Source organism: Pseudomonas sp. SWRI179 (genome assembly GCF_014268705.1).
GTDB classification, from domain to species: Bacteria; Pseudomonadota; Gammaproteobacteria; order Pseudomonadales; family Pseudomonadaceae; genus Aquipseudomonas; species Aquipseudomonas zanjanensis.
Genome location: NZ_JABWRA010000001.1, coordinates 156056 through 174859, shown reverse-complemented (window position 1 = coordinate 174859; position 18804 = coordinate 156056). Strand labels below are relative to the sequence as shown.

Here is an 18804-nt window from a genome sequence, read left to right as displayed (position 1 = left end):
ATCCAGCGATCCTTCAGGCATATTGCGCTCTTAGATTACGACTGCTTCGCAGCCGAGCGGTAGCAAGCTCCCTCGCCACAAAAGGCTTCATGCGATACCCATGACCACTCCACAGCCCTGCTACCACTGCGCCCTGCCCGTTCCCCCCGGCAGTCGCTTCACCGCCGTTGTCCTCGGTGAAACCCGCGAGCTGTGCTGCCCGGGCTGCCAGGCGGTGGCCGAAGCGATTGTCGCCGGCGGCCTGGAAAGTTATTACCAGCATCGCAGTGAAGCATCGGCCAACCCCGAATCCCTGCCCGTCCAGTTGACCGATGAACTGGCGATGTACGATCGCCCTGACGTACAGCAGTCGTTCGTACGCCATGAGGGCGAACTGGCCGAAACCACCCTGTTGATGGAAGGCATCAGTTGCGCCGCCTGCGGCTGGTTGATTGAAAAACAATTACGCAGCCTGCCAGCCGTGGCCGAGGCGCGGTTGAACCTGTCCAACCATCGCCTGCATGTGCGCTGGGCCGATGCCCAATTGCCGCTGAGCACGCTGCTCGCCGAATTGCGCCAGATCGGCTACGTAGCGCACCCGTACCAGGCCGACCAGGCCTGTGAACAACTCGCCGCACAAAACCGCCTGGCCCTGCGCCAATTGGGCGTGGCCGGCCTGTTGTGGTTCCAGGCGATGATGGCGACCATGGCGACCTGGCCGGAATTCAACATCGACCTGAGCCCGGAGATGCACACCATCCTGCGCTGGGTCGCCCTGTTTCTCACCACGCCCATCGTCTTCTACAGCTGTGCGCCGTTCTTCAAAGGCGCCATGCGCGACCTGCGCACCCGTCACCTGACCATGGACGTTTCGGTGTCCCTGGCCATCGGCAGCGCCTACATAGCAGGTATCTGGACATCGATCACCGGCGTCGGCGAGTTGTACTTCGATGCCGTGGGCATGTTCGCCCTGTTCCTGCTGGCCGGCCGTTACCTGGAGCGCCGGGCCCGGGAGCGCACGGCGGCCGCCACCGCCCAGCTGGTCAATCTGTTGCCGGCCTCGTGCCTGCGCCTGGCGGATGACGGTCAGAGCGAACGTATCCTGCTCAACGAATTGCGCACCGGCGACCGGCTGCTGGTACATCCCGGGGCGGTCCTGCCGGCCGATGGCAAGATCCTTGAGGGTCAATCCAGCATCGACGAATCGCTGCTGACCGGTGAATACCTGCCACAGCCTCGGCAAGTGGGCGATGCGGTCACCGCGGGCACGCTGAATGTCGAAGGCGCCTTGACCGTCGAAGTGCTGGCCCTCGGACAAGACACCCGGCTGTCGGCCATCGTGCGCCTGCTGGAGCGGGCCCAGGCCGAAAAACCGCGACTGGCGGAAATCGCCGATCGCGCCGCCCAATGGTTCCTGTTGTTCTCCCTGGTCGCGGCTGCGGCCATCGGCTTGCTGTGGTGGCAACTGGATGCCTCGCGGGCCTTCTGGATCGTCCTGGCGATGCTGGTTGCCACCTGCCCCTGCGCGTTGTCCCTCGCCACGCCGACCGCCCTGACTGCGGCCACCGGCACCTTGCACAAACTTGGCCTGCTGCTGACGCGCGGCCATGTGCTGGAGGGCCTGAACCAGATCGACACGGTGATTTTCGACAAGACCGGCACCCTCACCGAAGGCCGCTTGGCCTTGCGCGCCATTCGGCCACTGGCGGGCCTCGACAGCGATCAGTGCCTGGGCTTGGCCGCGGCCTTGGAAAACCGCTCGGAACACCCCATCGCCCGGGCGTTTGGCCGCGCGCCGTTGGCCGCCGAGCAGGTGCACAGCACCCCGGGGCTGGGTCTGGAAGGCCAGGTGGCGGAACAGCGCCTGCGCATCGGCCAGCCCGGTTTTGTCTGCGAGCTGAGTGACGCTCCCGTACCGCAGATGCCGGACGAAGCCGGGCAATGGCTGTTGCTGGGCGATGAGATCGGACCGTTGGCCTGGTTCGTCCTCGATGACCGCTTGCGCGTCGATGCCCCGGCCCTGCTGGCGGCCTGCAAGGCACGAGGCTGGCGAACGCTGCTGCTGTCGGGCGACAGCTCTCCGATGGTCGCCAGTGTCGCGGCCGAGCTGGGCATCGATGAGGCCCGCGGCGGCCTGCGCCCGGATGACAAGCTGGCGGTGTTGCAGCAGCTACACCAACAAGGCCGCAAGGTATTGATGCTCGGCGATGGCGTGAACGACGTGCCGGTCCTGGCGGCGGCGGACATCAGTGTCGCCATGGGCTCGGCCACCGACCTGGCCAAGACCAGTGCCGACGCCGTGCTGCTGTCCAACCGCCTAGAGGCCCTGGTCCACGCCTTCAGCCTGGCCCGACGCACGCGCCGGGTGATCATCGAGAACCTGGTGTGGGCAGGGCTGTACAATGGCCTCATGTTGCCGTTCGCCGCCCTCGGCTGGATTACGCCGGTGTGGGCCGCGGTCGGCATGTCCATCAGTTCGTTGACCGTGGTGTTGAATGCCTTGAGGCTGACCCGCCAACCGAAGGCGCAGGTGTTCGCCGCCACGCCCGATACCCGTCCGCTGCCGGCCTGAGCCGCGCGGGCATGGAGTTCCGACATGCCAGCTCTCTACGTGATGATTCCGGCCGCGCTGCTGATCGTGGCCATCGCCGTGTACATTTTTTTCTGGGCCGTGGACAGCGGCCAGTACGACGATCTCGACGGTCCGGCCCACAGCATTCTGTTCGACGACCAGGACCCGAACCACAAGGCGGCGGTGGACGAAGCCAGTGGCGAGGCCCGCAAGCCGGACGACAAGGCCCCGCCCCATGCTTGACCTGGCGCCATTGCTGGTATCGGCGGTCATTCTTGGCCTGCTCGGTGGCGGCCATTGCCTGGGCATGTGCGGTGGCCTGATGGGCGCCCTCACCCTGGCGATCCCCAAGGAACAGCGCAGTCGGCGCTTTCGGTTACTGCTGGCGTACAACCTGGGGCGGATCCTGAGCTACGCCACCGCTGGGCTGCTGATCGGCCTGGCGGGATGGGCCGTGTCCAATAGCCCGGCCGCGATGATCATGCGGGTGCTGGCCGGCTTGCTGTTGATCGCCATGGGCCTGTACCTGGCGGGCTGGTGGAGCGGCCTGACCCGCATCGAAAGCGTGGGGCGCGGCTTGTGGCGGCACATCCAACCCGTCGCCAACCGCTTGCTGCCGGTGTCGAGCCTGCCCCGAGCCTTGCTGCTCGGCGCCCTGTGGGGCTGGCTGCCGTGCGGGTTGGTCTACAGCACCCTGCTCTGGTCCGCCAGCCAAGGCAATGCCTTGGACAGTGCCCTGCTGATGCTTGCCTTCGGCCTGGGCACCTGGCCGGTGCTGCTCGCCACCGGCCTGGCCGCCGAGCGCATCACCGCCCTGTTGCGCAAACGCAGCGTGCGCATGGCCGGTGGCTTGTTGGTGATTATTTTCGGGGTATGGACACTGCCGGGGCCGCATCAGCATTGGCTCATGGGGCATTGACCGAGTTGCCCCCATCGCGAGCAAGCTCGGCTCCCACAGAGACGGGTAGCGCCGCCAAGCAAATGTGGGAGCGGGCTTGCTCGCGAAGGCGGCGGCACATCCAACACCATCGGCTCAGTCAGACCGCTTTCGCGAGCAAGCCCGCTCCCACAGAGGATTTGGGGTGGATTGGGCATTTGTGGGAGCGAGCTTGCTCGCGATGAGGCCTGCATCGACAACGCCCGATGCGCCGTTGACGCAAATCAAAACAGCCTCGCCCACAGCCCCCTAGACTCGCCCCATGCCAGCCTATCCGGGGAACACCCGCATGCTCGACGCCATCCGTTGGGACTCAGACCTGATCCGCCGCTACGACCTGGCGGGACCACGCTACACCTCGTACCCGACTGCGGCGCAGTTCGGCGGCCAGGTGGGCACCTTCGACTTGCTCCATGCCCTGCGTGACAGCCGCAAGGCCCGGCGGCCGCTGTCGCTGTATGTGCACGTACCGTTCTGCGCAAACATTTGCTACTACTGCGCCTGCAACAAGGTCATCACCAAGGACCGTGGCCGCGCCCACGCCTACCTCCAACGCCTGGAACAGGAAATCCAGCTGATCGGCTGCCACCTGGACCCGACCCAGCGCGTCGAACAGCTGCACTTTGGCGGCGGCACCCCGACGTTTCTCAGCCATGACGAGCTGCGGCAACTGATGGCCTCGTTGCGCAAGCACCTGAACCTGCTGGACGACGATTCCGGCGACTACAGCATCGAGATCGATCCCCGGGAAGCCGACTGGTCGACCATGGGCTTGTTGCGTGAACTGGGTTTCAATCGGGTCAGCATCGGCCTGCAAGACCTTGATCCGGCCGTGCAACGCGCCGTCAATCGCCTGCAAAGCCTGGAAGAAACCCGCGCGGTGGTCGAGGCTGCCCGGACCCTGCAGTTCCGTTCGATCAACATCGACTTGATCTACGGGCTGCCCAAGCAGACTCCGGATAATTTCGCCCGCACCGTCGAAGAAGTCATCCACTTGCAACCGGACCGCCTCTCGGTGTTCAACTACGCCCACCTGCCGGAACGCTTCATGCCCCAGCGGCGCATCAACAGCCAGGACTTGCCAAACCCGGAGCAGAAGCTGGCGATGCTGCAAGGCACCATCGAACAGTTGACCGCCGCCGGCTACCGCTACGTCGGCATGGATCACTTCGCCCTGCCCGACGACGAGCTGGCCATCGCTCGGGAAGAGGCCACGTTGCAGCGCAATTTCCAGGGCTATACCACCCATGGCCATTGCGACCTGATCGGCCTCGGCGTCTCCGCCATCAGCCAGATCGGCGACCTGTACTGCCAGAACAGCAGTGACCTGAACCATTACCAGAACACCCTCGCCGACGGGCAACTGGCAACCAGTCGAGGACTGACCTGCACGGCCGACGATCGGTTGCGACGTGCGGTGATCCAGCAATTGATCTGCCATTTCCACCTGGCGTTCGCGGACATCGAGCACCGTTTCAATGTCGATTTTCGCGGTTACTTCGCGCCGCTGTGGCCGCAATTGCAGGCCATGGCCGAGGATGGGCTGATCGAGTTGGATGACATCCACATCCGGGTACTGCCCGCTGGGCGCCTGCTGGTGCGATCCGTGTGCATGGTGTTCGATGCCTATTTGGAGCAGCACAATCGCCAACGTTTCTCCCGGGTCATTTGAGCGCGACAATTTGACGACGACACCGCACTGGCTGGAGTGTCTGCTCTGGGGTACCCTTACGCCTTATGTGTGTTTTCCCACAAGGATTTAAGAAATGTCCGAGCCCGTCAAACTGCGCGCCCACAACCAGGCCCATTGCAAGGATTGCAGCCTGGCCCCCCTCTGCCTGCCACTTTCGTTGAATCTGGAGGACATGGACGCGCTGGACGACATCGTCAAACGAGGCCGCCCGTTGAAAAAAGGTGAATTCCTGTTTCGCCAGGGCGACGCGTTCGATTCCGTCTATGCCGTGCGCTCGGGTGCCTTGAAAACCTTCAACTTGAGCGACGGCGGCGAAGAACAGCTCACCGGTTTCCACTTGCCCAGCGAACTGGTGGGCCTGTCGGGCATGGACACCGAGACCCATCCGGTCTCGGCCCAGGCGCTGGAAACCACCTCGGTGTGCGAAATTCCCTTCGATCGCCTGGACGAGCTGGCCATACAGCTGCCGCAACTGCGCCGCCAGTTGATGCGAGTCATGAGCCGGGAAATCCGTGACGATCAACAGATGATGTTGCTGCTCTCGAAAAAAACCGCCGACGAGCGGATCGCCACGTTCCTGGTCAACCTCTCGGCACGCTTCCGCGCCCGCGGGTTCTCGGCCAACCAGTTCCGCCTGAGCATGTCGCGCAACGAAATCGGCAACTACCTGGGCCTGGCGGTGGAAACCGTGTCCCGGGTATTCACGCGTTTCCAGCAGAACGAGCTGATTGCCGCCGAAGGCAAGGAAATTCACATTCTCGACCCGATCCAGCTCTGCGCCCTGGCTGGCGGCTCGATCGACGGCTGATGAACCTGCGCGGCTGAGGGATTGGCCTCGCCGCGCTATACTGCCGCGTTTGCAGCCCTGCCAGGACACCTCGACGATGGTCTTTGACTCCTTCGACATCAAATCCCTGATCCGCCCCGTGACCGACTTCCCCAAGCCCGGCGTGATCTTTCGCGACATTACTCCACTGTTCCAATCCCCGACCGCCCTGCGCCTGGTCATGGACAGCTTTGCCCACCGCTATGTCGAGGCAGAGTTCACTCACATTGGCGCAATGGATGCTCGCGGCTTCCTGATCGGCTCGATCCTGGCCTATCAGTTGAACAAGCCGCTGGTGTTGTTCCGCAAGCAAGGCAAGCTGCCGGCCGACGTGCTGGCCGAGGGTTACCAGACCGAATACGGTGAAGCCTTCCTTGAAGTGCACGCCGACAGCCTGTGCGAAGGTGATTCGGTGGTGATGTTCGATGACCTGATCGCCACCGGTGGCACGCTGATTGCCGCCGCCAACCTGATTCGCCGCATGGGCGCCAAAGTCCACGAAGCCGCGGCGATCATTGACCTGCCGGAACTGCTCGGCTCCCAGCGTCTGGAAGACATGGGAATTCCAACGTTCTGCCTGACGCAGTTTTCGCTTAGCGAGAAATAACCTTCGAGCAACAGTTACCTGTGGGAGCGGGCTTGCTCGCGAAAGCGGAGTGTCAGTCAATATAATCGCTTGCTGATCCACCGCTTTCGCGAGCAAGCCCGCTCCCACATTAGCTTTGGGGTGGCTGTTACAAGGCGATCGGCTTACGCCCCGCAAACGAATGCGCCAGCGTCCCGCCGTCCACCAATTCCAGCTCCCCACCCAGCGGCACGCCGTGGGCGATGCGGGAGGCGACCAAGCCTTTGTTGCTCAGCAATTGGGCGATGTAATGGGCGGTGGCTTCGCCTTCGACCGTCGGGTTCGTGGCGAGGATGACTTCCGTGAACGTGCCCGCCTCTTCGATCCGCGCGATCAACTGTGGGATGCCAATGGCTTCAGGCCCCAAGCCATCGAGTGGGGACAAATGGCCCTTGAGCACGAAATAACGGCCACGGAAACCGGTCTGCTCCACCGCATACACATCCATCGGCCCCTCCACCACGCAGAGCAGGCTGTCGTCGCGACGCGCGTCGGCACATTGCGGGCAGAGGTCGTCTTCGGTGAGGGTGCGGCATAAACGGCAATGCCCTACGCCCTCCATGGCCTGGCTCAAGGCCTGGGCCAGGCGTGAACCGCCGCTGCGATCACGCTCAAGCAATTGCAACGCCATGCGCTGGGCAGTTTTCTGACCTACACCCGGCAACGTTCGCAGGGCATCGATCAGTTGGCGAATCAAAGGGCTGAAGCTCATGGAGGAAATGTCCGACATAACAACGAGACGCGGTTTATACCCGCGCCTCCGATTAGCGTCAAATACTCAATCCTGCGCGACCCGCACCACCAACTTGCCGAAGTTGCGCCCTTCCAACAGGCCGATAAACGCCTGTGGCGCATTTTCCAGGCCGTCGACCACGTCCTCGCGAAACTTGACCTTGCCATCGCGCACCCAAGGCGCCATGGCACTGACGAACTCCGGCTGACGGTCACCGTAGTCGTCAAACACAATAAACCCCTGGATCCGCACGCGCTTGGTCAGCAAGGTGCGCTGCAGTTGCGGCAAGCGATCCGGACCGTTCGGCGCCTGATTGTCGTTGTAGGACGCGATCAGGCCACAGAGCGGGATTCGTGCCTTGGCGTTGAGCAACGGCACGACGGCATCAAAGACCTTGCCGCCGACGTTTTCGTAATAAATGTCGATGCCCTTGTCACAGGCCCGCGCCAATTCCTCGGCAAAATTGGCGCTCTTGTGATCGACACAGGCATCAAAGCCCAGTTCGTCGACCACGTACTTGCATTTCTCGCTGCCGCCCGCGACGCCGACCACCCGCAGGCCCTTGATTTTTGCGACCTGGCCGACCACCGAGCCCACGGCACCCGAGGCTGCCGCGACCACCAGGGTTTCCCCGGCCTTGGGCTGGCCAATGTCCATCAGCCCCATGTAGGCGGTCAGGCCCGGCATGCCCAACACCCCCAGGGCCATCGACGGACTGGGTAGCCCGGAAGGAATGGGCATCACGTTGCGCCCGTCACTGATGCTGTGGGTTTGCCAACCCGTAGCGCCAACCACCCAATCGCCCTCATGGAATTTCGGGTGCGTCGAACGTTCCACGCGGCTGACAGCGCCGCCGGTCATCACCTCATCGATTTCCACCGGAGCGGCGTAGGAAGGCGCATCACTCATGCGCCCGCGCATGTAGGGGTCCAAGGACAGGAACAACGTCTTGAGCAGGATCTGTCCCTCTGCCAGATCCGGCAGTGTCACATGTTCAAGACGGAAGTTTTCAGGGGTGGGCGCACCTTGGGGACGGGAGGCCAGGACGATGCGCTGGTTGGAAATCGATGACATGGAGGCGTCTCCTTGTTCGTTGGGCGGACACGTATAGGAAGCAGACCATTACCGAGGGGGCGGCGTTCGATGTTTATTCCGGGATAGCGCGGTGCAGCCTTCGCGAGCAGGCTCGCTCCCACATAGAACCTGCGGCGAATATCACAATCGAAGCCCCTTCAATCCAGTGTGGGAGCGAGCCTGCTCCGGGCGGCGTTCCGACGAAAGCGGTCGAACAGCTACCCGAGGCTCCGACAGAAACAAAAATGCCAGGCGCGATGCCTGGCATTGTGTTTAGCCCATCCCGACCGGGATGGCGAATCAGAACGGCAGTTTCATGCCCGGCGGCAATTGCATGCCTGCCGTCATGCCGGACATCTTGTCCTGGCTGTTGGCTTCGATCTTGCGCACCGCGTCATTGACGGCGGCGGCGAACAGGGCTTCGAGCATTTCCTTGTCGTCTTCGCTCAGGCCTTCGACCACGCTTGGGTCGATGCTGACGCGCTTGATGTCATGGCGACCGGTCATGACCACGGTCACCATGTCGCCGCCGGACTTGCCGGTGACTTCGGCGTTGGCCAGTTCTTCCTGCATCTTGGCCATCTTTTCCTGCATCTGCTGCGCCTGCTTCATCAGGCCGGCCATGCCACCTTTCATCATGGGAATCACCTCGAAAGTACTTGGATAAACAACGCGCCCGGCCCGTTCGGCCCGGCGCCTTCAGTTATGAGCCCTGGGTGACCGGGGCCTCGACAGGTTCGATAGTATCGTGACGGACCACGGCGCCGAACTGTTGCATCATCTGTTGGATGAATGGATCGCCGTGGATCGACTCCTCGGCTTCGCGCTGACGGTCGGCACGGCGGCGGGACGCGGCCTGGGCCGGGGTCTCCTGCTCGGGCTTGATCAGCTCGATGGTCAACGTCAGGTTACGCTGGTGGTACTGGTTCAGCGCATCGTTGAGGCGACGCTGCTGGGTCGCGTTGAACAGTGCACTGTGTGCCGGATCCAGGTGCAGCAGCCAGTGGTCGCCTTCCACCGCCATCAGCGTGCAGTTGGCGGCGATGCTGCCGGTCATGCCGCTGATCGGCAATTTAGGGAACAGTTCCAGCCATTGCAGGGCCAGGCCGGTGGCCGGCATCGCCGCCGGTTCGGGCTCGGGCTCCGGGGCCGGTTCAGCGGCGTGCTCGCTGGCCAGGTCGTCCAGGTAGCTGTAGGCCGAATCCATGTCCGGCTCGATATAATCCTCGTCCAGCGGCGGCTCGTCGTCCAGGTCGATGCCCGGCGTGGCGACATCGACATCGGCCACCGTTGGCTCGGGCACCGGCGCGGCCACCCACTCTGGCGCATCGGGCACCACGCTGTCGGGCGTTGGCAGCGGCATTGGCGGCAACTCAGGCTGCTCGGCAACGGTTTCCAATACGGGCTCGACGACCGGCTGCTGGACAACTTCCGGCTCGACCGGGTCGTTCCACGGCAGGTCGATGACTTCTTCAACGACGGGCTCGGGCAGCGCCTCGGGTTCCGGCTCAGGCGTCGCGACAACAGGCGTCGGCATCGGCTGGGCGACAGGCACCACCGCGGCCGGAGCCGAAGCCACTGCCGGCGCAACGACGGGCGCGGCAGCCACTGGCTTGGCGGAATCAGCTGTGGCTTGGCTGATCCCCACTGGCTTTAGCGCTTGCCTCGGCGCATCCGCCGTGTCGGCTGGCCGGAACGCCAGCATTCGCAACAGGACCATTTCGAAGCCGCCGCGCGGATCCGGCGCCAAGGGCAGATCGCGTCGGCCGATCAGGCCCATCTGGTAATAGAACTGCACATCTTCGGCCGGCAGCGCCTGGGCCAGGGCCAGTACGCGGTCACGGTCGCCGTGGCCGTTGTCGACGCCTTCAGGCAGGGCCTGGGCGATGGCGACACGGTGCAGCACGTTGAGGATTTCCGAGAGCACGCCATTCCAGTCCGGGCCCTGCTCGGCCAAGTGACGCACCGCCTCGAGCAGCGCCTTCGCATCGCCTTCGATCAGCGCATGCAAGACGTCATAGACCTGGCCATGATCGAGAGTGCCGAGCATGGCCCGGACATCGGCGGCCATGACCTTGCCTTCACCGAACGCGATGGCCTGGTCGGTCAGGCTCATGGCGTCACGCATCGAACCATCGGCGGCGCGGCCCAACAGCCACAGCGCATCGTCTTCGAACGGGACATTCTCGACACCCAATACGTGGGTCAGGTGCTCGACCACCCGTTCCGGCGTCATGTTCTTCAGGGAGAACTGCAGGCACCGCGACAGAATCGTTGCAGGAAGTTTCTGCGGATCGGTGGTCGCCAGGATGAACTTGACGTAGGGCGGCGGCTCTTCAAGGGTCTTGAGCAGCGCATTGAAGGAATGGCTGGAGAGCATGTGCACTTCGTCGATCAGGTAGACCTTGAAGCGCCCACGGCTCGGGGCGTACTGCACGTTGTCGAGCAGTTCGCGGGTGTCCTCGACCTTGGTGCGGCTGGCGGCGTCGATCTCGATCAGGTCGACGAAGCGGCCCTCATCGATTTCCCGGCAGACCGAACACTCGCCACAAGGCGTCGAGGTGATGCCGGTTTCACAGTTCAGGCACTTGGCGATGATCCGCGCGATGGTGGTCTTGCCCACGCCCCGGGTCCCGGTGAACAGGTAGGCATGGTGCAGCCGCTGGCTGTCCAAGGCATTGATCAGAGCCTTGAGCACATGGGTCTGGCCGACCATTTCGCGGAACGAGCGCGGACGCCATTTACGTGCAAGAACCTGATAACTCATCGAAAACCGTCGCAACGAAGGAACATAAGCGGCTAATGCTAGCGGAGCAGGGGCGAAATTGCATCCGGTGTGCTCGTCTAATCTGACTAAGCTTGGGTTGTCGACGCGGTTTTATACAGTCAGGGAGAGTTTATGCGATCAGCCATGGGGGCTTTGCTGTTGCTGGGTACCGGTTGCTTAGCCGAAGAAGTCCCCTTGCGTTTCGCCATTACCGACGGCTGGGCAATGCCCATGGTACAGATCGAACGAGGCCGCCCGATCCAGGGCATCCTTCCCGACATCATGACCAGCCTGGCGACCCAAGTGGGAAGGCCGGCGCAATTCCACGTCCTGTCTCGCGCCCGGCTCGACGCTGCCATGAAACACGGCGAAATCGATATACGTTGCTATGTCAGCCCTGACTGGGTGAAGGACAATGGCGATTATCTATGGAGCATCCCGTTGTTTTTCCAGCGCGACCTGCTCGTCGCCCCGACCAGCGCACCGGCGACGGTCACGCCAGCAACGCTCTCGCACCAAGCCATCGGCACCGTGCTCGGCTATAGCTACCCGACCCTGCAACCCTTATTCGACACCGCTCAACTGCACCGCGACGATGCCCGTAGCCAGGAACAAGTGCTGGCGAAACTGCTGGCCGGGCGTTATCGCTATGGGGTCACCAACCAATGGGCGCTGGACTGGTTCAATCAACGGCATGCCGCTGATCGCCAGCTCCATGAGGTGACTGTCCTGCAGGAACAGCAGTTGAGCTGTTACGTGCGCAACGATCCGGACATTCCCGCACAACGCATTCTGAGGACATTGCTGAACATGAAAACGTCCGGGGAAATCGACGCGATCATCCAGCTTTACACCGGCCGCAGTGAAACATCGCGGGTCAAGAGCGAGGCGCCTTCGCCTTGATCGCCGGACCGCTGTTGCCATTGGGACGGTGGGATGAAGCCCTGAACCCAGTCGGGTATCTGTTCGGGCGGCATGGGCCGGGCGATGAAATACCCTTGTGCCACCTCGCAGCCCAGGCTCAGCAGCAGTTGGCCGTGCTCCAGGCTGTCCAGCCCCTCGGCGACCACCTCGCGACCAAAGGCCCGGGCCAGGCCGATCACCGCTTCAGTCAGTGCCAGGTCGTCGCGGTCATCGAGGATGTCGCGGACGAAGGTCTTGTCGATCTTGATGGTTTGCGTGCGCAGGTGCTTGAGGTCGTTGAGCGAGCAGTAGCCCGTGCCAAAACCCCCCAGGGAAAACCCCACGCCCAGCGCCTGGCATGCCTGGAGGCAGGCGCTGACGTGGGCCAGGTTCTCCACGGCGACAGACTCGACAATCTGCAGGTCCAACAGGCGTGGCGGCACCGCCGGATGTCGCTCCAACACCTGCCGCAGCCGCTCGACAAAATCCGCCCGCTGGAAATGCCGTGCCGAGATATTGATGCTCACTGGCCAGCCTTGCCCCACTTGCTGCCATTGCTGCAACTGGGTCAAGACCTGCTCCATGACCCACTCGCCGATCTCGACGATCAGGTCAGTCTCCTCCACCAAGGGCAGGAACTCCCGAGGCGGCACCAGGCCACGTTGCGGATGCTTCCAGCGCAGCAACGCCTCCAGGCCGACCACGGTGCCATGGCGCATGTTGACCTTGGGTTGGAAATGCAGCCGCAGCTCGTTATCGGCCAGTGCCTGGCGGACCCGTTCGACGGTCTGGTAAGTGGCCCGTACCTCCTTGTCCCGGGACACATCGAACAAGTGGAAACGATTGCGCCCGCTTTGCTTGACCACATACATCGCCTGGTCGGCGTGACGCAGCAGGGTCTCGGCGTCTTCGTTGTCCCACGGGAACAGCGTGACGCCAATACTGGCGAAGACCTTGATGTCCTTGCCATCAATGCCATACGGCATGGAGACGGCGATCAACACCCGGTTCAACGCGGCATGCAGCTCTTCCATGCCACGCACATGGCGCAGCACCAGCACGAACTCGTCCCCGCCCAGCCGCGCCACCACGTCCTCGCCACGCACGATGCTGCGCAGGCGCCTGGCAACCTCCACCAGCAGCCGATCACCGCTGGCATGACCATAGCCGTCGTTGACGGCCTTGAAACCATCGAGATCGAGCATGCACACCGCCAGGGGCAGGTTCTCCGTGCGGGAAAATTCCAGCGCCTGGTCCAGCAGGTCCGACAGATAAGTACGATTGGGCAGCCCGGTCAGCACATCGTGACCGACCCGCCATTGCAGCGAATGCAGCAAGCGACGCTTTTCACTGACGTCGAAGCGAATCGCCAGGTAGCGCTCGATTTGCCCGGTCTCATCGTCGATCACCGGCACCAGGGTGGTGTCGACCCAATGCAGCGTACCGTCCTTGGCCCGGTTGCAGATTTCCCCTTTCCAGACCTGCCCCAAGGCAATGGTGCGCCACATGGCGCTGAAGAACTCGCCGGGGTGCTGAGCGGAATTGAGCAGGCGATGGTTCGCGCCCAGCAACTCATCGCGCCGGTAACCAAAAAGGCTGCAAAATTGATCGTTGACGTAAGTGATGCGCCCGCTCAGATCGGTCTCGGAAAAAATCGCGGCGGCGTCAACGGCCCTGCGGTACTTCTTATCCATCGAAGCAGTCATCCATGAGTCAGGCTCATTTGTCGCGCGCGGTTGCACCGCCTTCAAGACAGGCGAAAATCAACTAGGCTCAAACACTTTGAGGGAAGCTGGAGCGCGGGCCCTGGCGGTGCCCAGGGAGGGCGCAGCCCTTGCCTTGTATCGTGGCAAGAAACACAAGGCCCGGTCTTTGCACAGCCCTCGGCTTCGCAAAGCGGGTCACCAAATACCCGTGCCAAAGGCCGATTCTACGAAACACATCACACTTTGCAAAGCAAGGTGATGGATCACGCGGTTGCCTAATGCGAAAATCTATCGTTAAGTTCTTGATTCTAAATGGGAATTAAGCGATGCAAATTTCAAGTTTGGGTCCAGCCATCAGACGCTACCGCAAAGTAGCGGGGCTTACTCAGGCTGAACTTGGCGAAAAAACCGGTTTTGACCCTAAAACCATCAGCCGCTTCGAAACCGGCACCTACACCCCCAGCGTCGAAGCCTTGTTCCTGCTTGCCAATGTGCTGGATGTGCAACTGAAGGCTTTTTTTGCCGACATGACCGATGAGGACGAACAGCGGGCTTACCTGTTCGGTGTCATACACAAAGCCACCCCGAAGGATCTTGGGAAGCTGATTGCAGCGGTCGACCAGGCCTTGTCCAAGCCTTGATGCAATGGAAGAGAAGCCTGGCCTGTCGATGCAAGACAGGCCAGGCTTCTCTTTGGCGCTCACTTGTCTTGTCCAGCAAAAAACCTGGACAGCAGAAAGCATCGATCAATATCGATCAGCAGAACAACAAGAAATTTTGAATTTGGCAAACCTTGCGAATGAAGGCTTGGGCGTTATGGAGGCAACCCCACCAGCCACACCCCGGCACACAATGTTCCCGCTGTGGCTGCTTCCTTCCGGATCTGACCAGGTTCACGGGTAATCGTTGCGGGGGGACCGATGGGGTCACCATAACGACGCCCGCCTGACGGCGAGCCGCGCCATTGTACCTATCTGGCAAGAAGTTACAACCGTTCGTGTCGGATTAAAAACTGAAGGCGTTCAAGCACTTGCCGTGGGAGCAAAGCTTGCTCGCGATGACGTTGGCACATCGGGCATGGATGCAAGCTGACCGACCGCTATCGCGAGCAGGCTCGCTCCCACAGGGGTTCTGTGCCTGGACGCAGGAGCCTGTGGACTCTGGAGCCAGTGTGGGGTCTGCGCTTGCCTGCACTGAAACCTACAACAGCACCTCATCCGCCCGACCGCCCTCCTCCTGGATCACCAGATGGATGAAGTGCAGCTTGGTAATGACGGCAGCCGGTACGACGAACGGGTAGAAGTCCGGCTGGCCCATGCTGCGGGACAATTCGTTGAGCATGCCGGCCAGTTCGATCCAGGCGTTGACGAACGAGAGAAAGGCCGCGCCGCCTGCGTGTTCGGCGTCGTACAAGGTCTCGGGCGGGAACGGCTGGTAGTCGAAATCCATCTCCCGAGCACTCATGCCAAAGCCCAGGGCAGTGTCGACCGCGTCCATCATGTGCAGGTAATGGGCCCAGGTTTCCGCCCAGTCCTCCCATGGGTGCATGGTGGCGTAGGCACTCACGTAGCGGGTTTGCCAATCCAGCGGCGCGCCTTGCTGGTAATGCCGCTCCAGGGCGTCGGAATAGCTGGCGCGCTCGTCGCCGAACAGTTCGCGAAAAGCCCCGAGCCAGTGGCTGTTGGCAATCAGCCGGTCCCAGTAGTAGTGCCCTACCTCATGACGAAAATGCCCGAGCAAGGTGCGATACGGTTCGTGCATTTGCTGGCGCACATGCTCGCGATGGGCATCGTCCGCCTCCTTGATGTCGAGGGTGATCAATCCGCTGGCGTGACCCGTGGTCGGCGGCGTGCCATCTGGGTCGACGCCGATGAAATCGAACGCCAAGCCGATGTCTTCATTGACGGTTTTCGGGATGACCGGCAAGCCGAACGTGATCAGTTGCGCGACCAGTCGACGCTTGGCGGTCTCGACCTTGCGCCAACGTTCAGGATTTTCCGGAATCGACAGGTCGGGAATGGTGCGATTCAGGCTACAGGCGATGCACAGGGTATCGTGGCCATTGTCCGGCAGCAGCCAATTGCAGGCCGCCGGGGTGTCGAGGTTGGCACAACGGCGAAACAGCCCGGCGTGCGGATCGGCATCCAGCGTCCAGGTGTCGGGTTGCTCACCGGGTTGCAGGGAGGACAGGCGGCTCCGCTCAGGTTGATAACCCAGCGCCGCCAGACAGGCCAGGCACTGGCTGTTGCGAAAGAACAATGACTGGCCGCAGCGGCACGGCCAGACCTTGCTGTTACGTGACCGATCACCCAGGAACGGCGCGGCAATGCGTGAACTCAGCTGTTCGAAGAAGCGGTACATGGCGATCTCTCCCTGGAGCCTGCAAGACTAGATCACCTTACGCTCATGATCGTTCCAAAACGCTGGGTCATGACGCCGGTAAATCGTGGCGAGGGAGCTTGCTCCCGCTCGGCGGCGCAGCCGTCGCAAACCAGCTAATGCGGTCCACCAGGAGCATTGCGTCGCCCCGATTGGGGCGGCTGCGCCACCCGGCGGGAGCAAGCTCCCTCGCCACAAAAGCCGATCACCCTCAGACCGTGATGCCATGGCCCGCCAGGAAATCGACAAAAGCTTGTTCGTCGAGCACCTTCACCCCCAGCTCGTTGGCTTTGGTCAACTTCGAACCAGCACCCGGCCCGGCCACCACGCAGTGGGTTTTCGCCGACACGGACCCGGCGACCTTCGCTCCCAGGCTCTCCAACTTATCCTTGGCGACGTCACGGCTCATCAGTTCCAGCGAACCGGTCAGCACCCAGGTGTGACCCGCCTCGGGCAAGCCTTCGACGACCTTCTTCTCGCTCTGCCAGTGCATGCCAAAGTCGCGTAACTGCTGCTCCGCCGCTTCGGCCTGCTGACGGTTGGCGGCGATGGCAAAGAACTCGCGCACGGCATTGGCCTGTTTTTCCGGCAGGGCCTGGCGCATGTCCAGCCAGTCGGCGTTCATCACCGCGTCGAGCGAGCCGAACTTGTCCGCCAGCTTCTGCGCCCCACCCGGCCCCACCGAGGGAATGTGCAACTTGTCGAGAAAGCCGCCCAGGGTGGTGCTGGCGGAGAACTCGGCGCCCAACTCGCCCTGGTCCTGGATCTCCAGGCCATGGCGCAACAGGTCCTTGATCACCTGGCGGTTGTGCGGGTCTTCGAAGAAGCTGTGGATCTCGTGGGCGACTTCCAGGCCGACATCAGGCAAGTACGTGAGCACTTGGGGCAACGCCGCCTGCACGCGCTCCAGCGAACCGAGGGAGCGGGCCAGGACCTTGGCGGTCTCCTCGCCCACGTCCGGGATGCCCAGGGCATAGATGAAACGCGCCAGGCTCGGCTGCTTGCTGTCGACGATGGCGGCCAGCAGGTTCTTGCTCGACAGTTCGGCGAAGCCTTCCAGGTCGACCACCTGCTCGAAGGTCAGCGCATACAGGTCGGCAGGCGAACCCACCAGGCCCTCATCCACCAGTTGCTCGACGCTTTTCTCGCCCAAGCCTTCGATGTCCATGGCCCGACGCGAGACGAAATGGATGATCGCCTGCTTGAGCTGCGCGCCACAGGCCAGGCGACCGACGCAGCGGTACACCGCGCCTTCGCTAACGGTTTCGCGGCCCTTGCTGCGCTTGATCAGTTGCGTGCGCTCGACGTGGGAGCCGCAGACCGGGCATTGCTGGGGCACTTCCACCGGGCGGGCGTTTTCCGGACGGCGCTCGGTGACGACCTGCACCACCTGCGGGATCACGTCCCCGGCACGGCGGATGATCACCGTATCGCCGATCATCACGCCCAGGCGCGCCACTTCGTCCATGTTGTGCAACGTCGCGTTGGCCACGGTTACGCCGGCGACTTTCACCGGCTTGAGACGGGCCACCGGAGTCACCGCGCCGGTGCGGCCGACCTGGAACTCGACGTCCAGCAACTCGGTGAGTTCTTCGGTGGCGGGAAACTTGTGGGCAATGGCCCAGCGCGGTTCCCGGGCACGGAAACCAAGCTCGCGCTGGGAAGCGATGCTGTTGACCTTGAACACGACACCGTCGATCTCATAGGGCAACGCGTTGCGGCGCTCGCCGATGTCACGGTAGTAATCCAGGCATTCGTCGACGCCGTGGGCCAGCTTCAACTCACGGCTGATGGGCATGCCCCAGGCCTTGAGTTGCTTGAGGTTGCCAATATGAGTGTCGGCGATGTCCGCCGTCACCTGGCCGATGCCGTAGCAACAGAACTCCAGGGGACGGTTGGCCGTGATCCTCGAATCGAGCTGACGCAAGCTACCGGCCGCCGCGTTGCGCGGATTGGCAAACGTCTTGCCGCCCGCCTCCAGTTGCGTGGCGTTCAGGCGCTCGAAGCCAGCCTTGGACATGTACACCTCGCCGCGCACTTCCAGCAGCGGCGGCCAGCCAGTGCCCTGCAACTTGAGGGGAATGTTGCGCACGGTGCGTACGTTGACGCTGATGTCCTCGCCCGTGGTGCCGTCACCGCGCGTGGCGCCGCGCACCAGCATGCCGTCCTGGTACAACAGGCTGACCGCCAGGCCATCGAGCTTCGGCTCGCAGCTGTACTCCACTGCCGCGCCACCGCCCAGCAAATCACCCATGGGCAGGTCGAGGCCTTCCGTCACCCGGCGGTCGAATTCGCGCAGGGTAGTTTCGTCGAAGGCATTGCCCAGGCTGAGCATCGGGATCTCGTGACGCACCTGGCTGAACGCCGACAGCGCCACGCTGCCGACCCGCTGGGTCGGGGAGTCGCTGGTGACAAGTGACGGGTGCTGCTCTTCCAAGGCTTTGAGCTCGTGGAACAGGCGGTCGTACTCGGCGTCCGGGATGCTGGGTTCGTCGAGGACGTGGTAGCGGTAGTTGTGCTGGTCCAGCTCGGTGCGCAACTCTAGGATGCGTGTTTCGACGGCGTTCATGGGTGTTCTCTCATAAAGCAAAAGAGCAGCCTGGGCTGCTC

Annotated in this window: 15 protein-coding genes and 1 other RNA gene; 8 read left to right on the top strand and 8 right to left on the bottom strand. The window is 62.7% G+C overall.

Features of this window, described 5'->3' with window-relative positions; all coding sequences use genetic code 11:
* Positions 1 to 100 precede the first annotated feature (100 nt).
* The 6 genes from HU767_RS00725 (at position 101) to HU767_RS00700 (ending at position 6614) form a co-directional block, all read left to right on the top strand.
* Positions 101 to 2551, top strand: coding sequence for a heavy metal translocating P-type ATPase (locus HU767_RS00725; protein ID WP_186728202.1), 2451 nt, complete (start codon positions 101 to 103; stop codon positions 2549 to 2551).
* Between the two features lie 24 nt (positions 2552 to 2575).
* Positions 2576 to 2794, top strand: coding sequence for a cbb3-type cytochrome oxidase assembly protein CcoS (gene ccoS / locus HU767_RS00720; RefSeq protein ID WP_003183505.1), 219 nt, complete (start codon positions 2576 to 2578; stop codon positions 2792 to 2794).
* On the top strand, positions 2787 to 3470 hold the full coding sequence (locus HU767_RS00715) for a sulfite exporter TauE/SafE family protein (RefSeq protein ID WP_186705251.1): 684 nt from the start codon (positions 2787 to 2789) through the stop codon (positions 3468 to 3470). The genes ccoS and HU767_RS00715 overlap by 8 nt, the downstream gene beginning before the upstream one ends.
* Positions 3471 to 3777: 307 nt before the next feature.
* Positions 3778 to 5160: an oxygen-independent coproporphyrinogen III oxidase gene (gene hemN, locus HU767_RS00710; protein WP_186728201.1), complete on the top strand. Its 1383-nt coding sequence runs from the start codon at positions 3778 to 3780 to the stop codon at positions 5158 to 5160.
* Between the two features lie 94 nt (positions 5161 to 5254).
* Positions 5255 to 5989: a fumarate/nitrate reduction transcriptional regulator Fnr gene (fnr, locus tag HU767_RS00705; protein WP_053120659.1), complete on the top strand. Its 735-nt coding sequence runs from the start codon at positions 5255 to 5257 to the stop codon at positions 5987 to 5989.
* Between the two features lie 76 nt (positions 5990 to 6065).
* Positions 6066 to 6614 carry an adenine phosphoribosyltransferase gene (locus HU767_RS00700; protein ID WP_092197401.1) on the top strand — a complete coding sequence of 183 codons (549 nt, stop codon included), beginning with the start codon at positions 6066 to 6068 and terminating at the stop codon, positions 6612 to 6614.
* Between the two features lie 127 nt (positions 6615 to 6741).
* Here the strand turns inward: HU767_RS00700 and recR are convergent, their stop codons facing one another.
* From recR to dnaX, 4 genes are all read right to left on the bottom strand, one after another.
* Positions 6742 to 7344 carry a recombination mediator RecR gene (gene recR, locus HU767_RS00695; RefSeq protein WP_186728200.1) on the bottom strand — a complete coding sequence of 201 codons (603 nt, stop codon included), beginning with the start codon at positions 7342 to 7344 and terminating at the stop codon, positions 6742 to 6744.
* 66 nt (positions 7345 to 7410) lie between these two features.
* Positions 7411 to 8439: an NADP-dependent oxidoreductase gene (locus tag HU767_RS00690; RefSeq protein WP_186705253.1), complete on the bottom strand. Its 1029-nt coding sequence runs from the start codon at positions 8437 to 8439 to the stop codon at positions 7411 to 7413.
* Positions 8440 to 8739: 300 nt separating this feature from the next.
* Positions 8740 to 9078 (bottom strand): YbaB/EbfC family nucleoid-associated protein, encoded by a 339-nt coding sequence (locus HU767_RS00685; RefSeq protein WP_003183512.1) that lies wholly within the window; start codon positions 9076 to 9078, stop codon positions 8740 to 8742.
* Positions 9079 to 9142: 64 nt separating this feature from the next.
* Positions 9143 to 11206, bottom strand: a complete 2064-nt coding sequence (gene dnaX, locus HU767_RS00680; RefSeq protein WP_186728199.1) for a DNA polymerase III subunit gamma/tau — start codon at positions 11204 to 11206, stop codon at positions 9143 to 9145.
* A 132-nt stretch (positions 11207 to 11338) separates the two neighbouring features.
* Between dnaX and HU767_RS00675 the strand changes: the two genes are divergently transcribed.
* Positions 11339 to 12109: a transporter substrate-binding domain-containing protein gene (locus HU767_RS00675; protein ID WP_186728198.1), complete on the top strand. Its 771-nt coding sequence runs from the start codon at positions 11339 to 11341 to the stop codon at positions 12107 to 12109.
* On the opposite strand, the gene HU767_RS00670 is transcribed toward HU767_RS00675, so the two are convergent.
* The gene (locus HU767_RS00670) at positions 12055 to 13803 is read right to left on the bottom strand and encodes a GGDEF and EAL domain-containing protein (protein WP_186728197.1); all 1749 of its coding nucleotides are present in this window, start codon (positions 13801 to 13803) and stop codon (positions 12055 to 12057) included. The two genes, HU767_RS00675 and HU767_RS00670, sit on opposite strands and share 55 nt — an antisense overlap.
* Positions 13804 to 14141: 338 nt before the next feature.
* On the opposite strand from HU767_RS00670, the gene HU767_RS00665 reads away from it, so the two are divergent.
* Positions 14142 to 14456: a helix-turn-helix transcriptional regulator gene (locus tag HU767_RS00665; protein ID WP_186705257.1), complete on the top strand. Its 315-nt coding sequence runs from the start codon at positions 14142 to 14144 to the stop codon at positions 14454 to 14456.
* Between the two features lie 185 nt (positions 14457 to 14641).
* On the opposite strand, the gene ffs is transcribed toward HU767_RS00665, so the two are convergent.
* The 3 genes from ffs to ligA all read right to left on the bottom strand — a co-directional run bounded on the left by ffs (position 14642) and on the right by ligA (position 18763).
* An RNA gene (gene ffs / locus HU767_RS00660) (signal recognition particle sRNA small type) lies at positions 14642 to 14738 on the bottom strand.
* A 277-nt stretch (positions 14739 to 15015) separates the two neighbouring features.
* On the bottom strand, positions 15016 to 16176 hold the full coding sequence (locus HU767_RS00655) for a putative zinc-binding metallopeptidase (RefSeq protein WP_186728195.1): 1161 nt from the start codon (positions 16174 to 16176) through the stop codon (positions 15016 to 15018).
* A gap of 229 nt (positions 16177 to 16405) precedes the next feature.
* A complete protein-coding gene (ligA, locus tag HU767_RS00650) occupies positions 16406 to 18763 on the bottom strand; it encodes an NAD-dependent DNA ligase LigA (protein WP_186728194.1) in 2358 nt (785 codons plus the stop codon).
* Positions 18764 to 18804: the final 41 nt, after the last annotated feature.

Bases quoted from the DNA above. Each gene is read 5' to 3' on its own strand.
- recR (WP_186728200.1), bottom strand. From the start codon at position 7,344: ATGAGCTTCAGCCCTTTGATTCGCCAACTGATCGATGCCCTGCGAACG.
- HU767_RS00690 (WP_186705253.1), bottom strand. From the start codon at position 8,439: ATGTCATCGATTTCCAACCAGCGCATCGTCCTGGCCTCCCGTCCCCAA.
- fnr (WP_053120659.1), top strand. From the start codon at position 5,255: ATGTCCGAGCCCGTCAAACTGCGCGCCCACAACCAGGCCCATTGCAAG.
- HU767_RS00700 (WP_092197401.1), top strand. From the start codon at position 6,066: ATGGTCTTTGACTCCTTCGACATCAAATCCCTGATCCGCCCCGTGACC.
- HU767_RS00675 (WP_186728198.1), top strand. From the start codon at position 11,339: ATGCGATCAGCCATGGGGGCTTTGCTGTTGCTGGGTACCGGTTGCTTA.
- HU767_RS00665 (WP_186705257.1), top strand. From the start codon at position 14,142: ATGCAAATTTCAAGTTTGGGTCCAGCCATCAGACGCTACCGCAAAGTA.
- HU767_RS00685 (WP_003183512.1), bottom strand. From the start codon at position 9,078: ATGATGAAAGGTGGCATGGCCGGCCTGATGAAGCAGGCGCAGCAGATG.
- ccoS (WP_003183505.1), top strand. From the start codon at position 2,576: ATGCCAGCTCTCTACGTGATGATTCCGGCCGCGCTGCTGATCGTGGCC.
- HU767_RS00725 (WP_186728202.1), top strand. From the start codon at position 101: ATGACCACTCCACAGCCCTGCTACCACTGCGCCCTGCCCGTTCCCCCC.
- ligA (WP_186728194.1), bottom strand. From the start codon at position 18,763: ATGAACGCCGTCGAAACACGCATCCTAGAGTTGCGCACCGAGCTGGAC.
- HU767_RS00715 (WP_186705251.1), top strand. From the start codon at position 2,787: ATGCTTGACCTGGCGCCATTGCTGGTATCGGCGGTCATTCTTGGCCTG.
- HU767_RS00655 (WP_186728195.1), bottom strand. From the start codon at position 16,176: ATGTACCGCTTCTTCGAACAGCTGAGTTCACGCATTGCCGCGCCGTTC.
- hemN (WP_186728201.1), top strand. From the start codon at position 3,778: ATGCTCGACGCCATCCGTTGGGACTCAGACCTGATCCGCCGCTACGAC.
- HU767_RS00670 (WP_186728197.1), bottom strand. From the start codon at position 13,803: ATGGATAAGAAGTACCGCAGGGCCGTTGACGCCGCCGCGATTTTTTCC.
- dnaX (WP_186728199.1), bottom strand. From the start codon at position 11,206: ATGAGTTATCAGGTTCTTGCACGTAAATGGCGTCCGCGCTCGTTCCGC.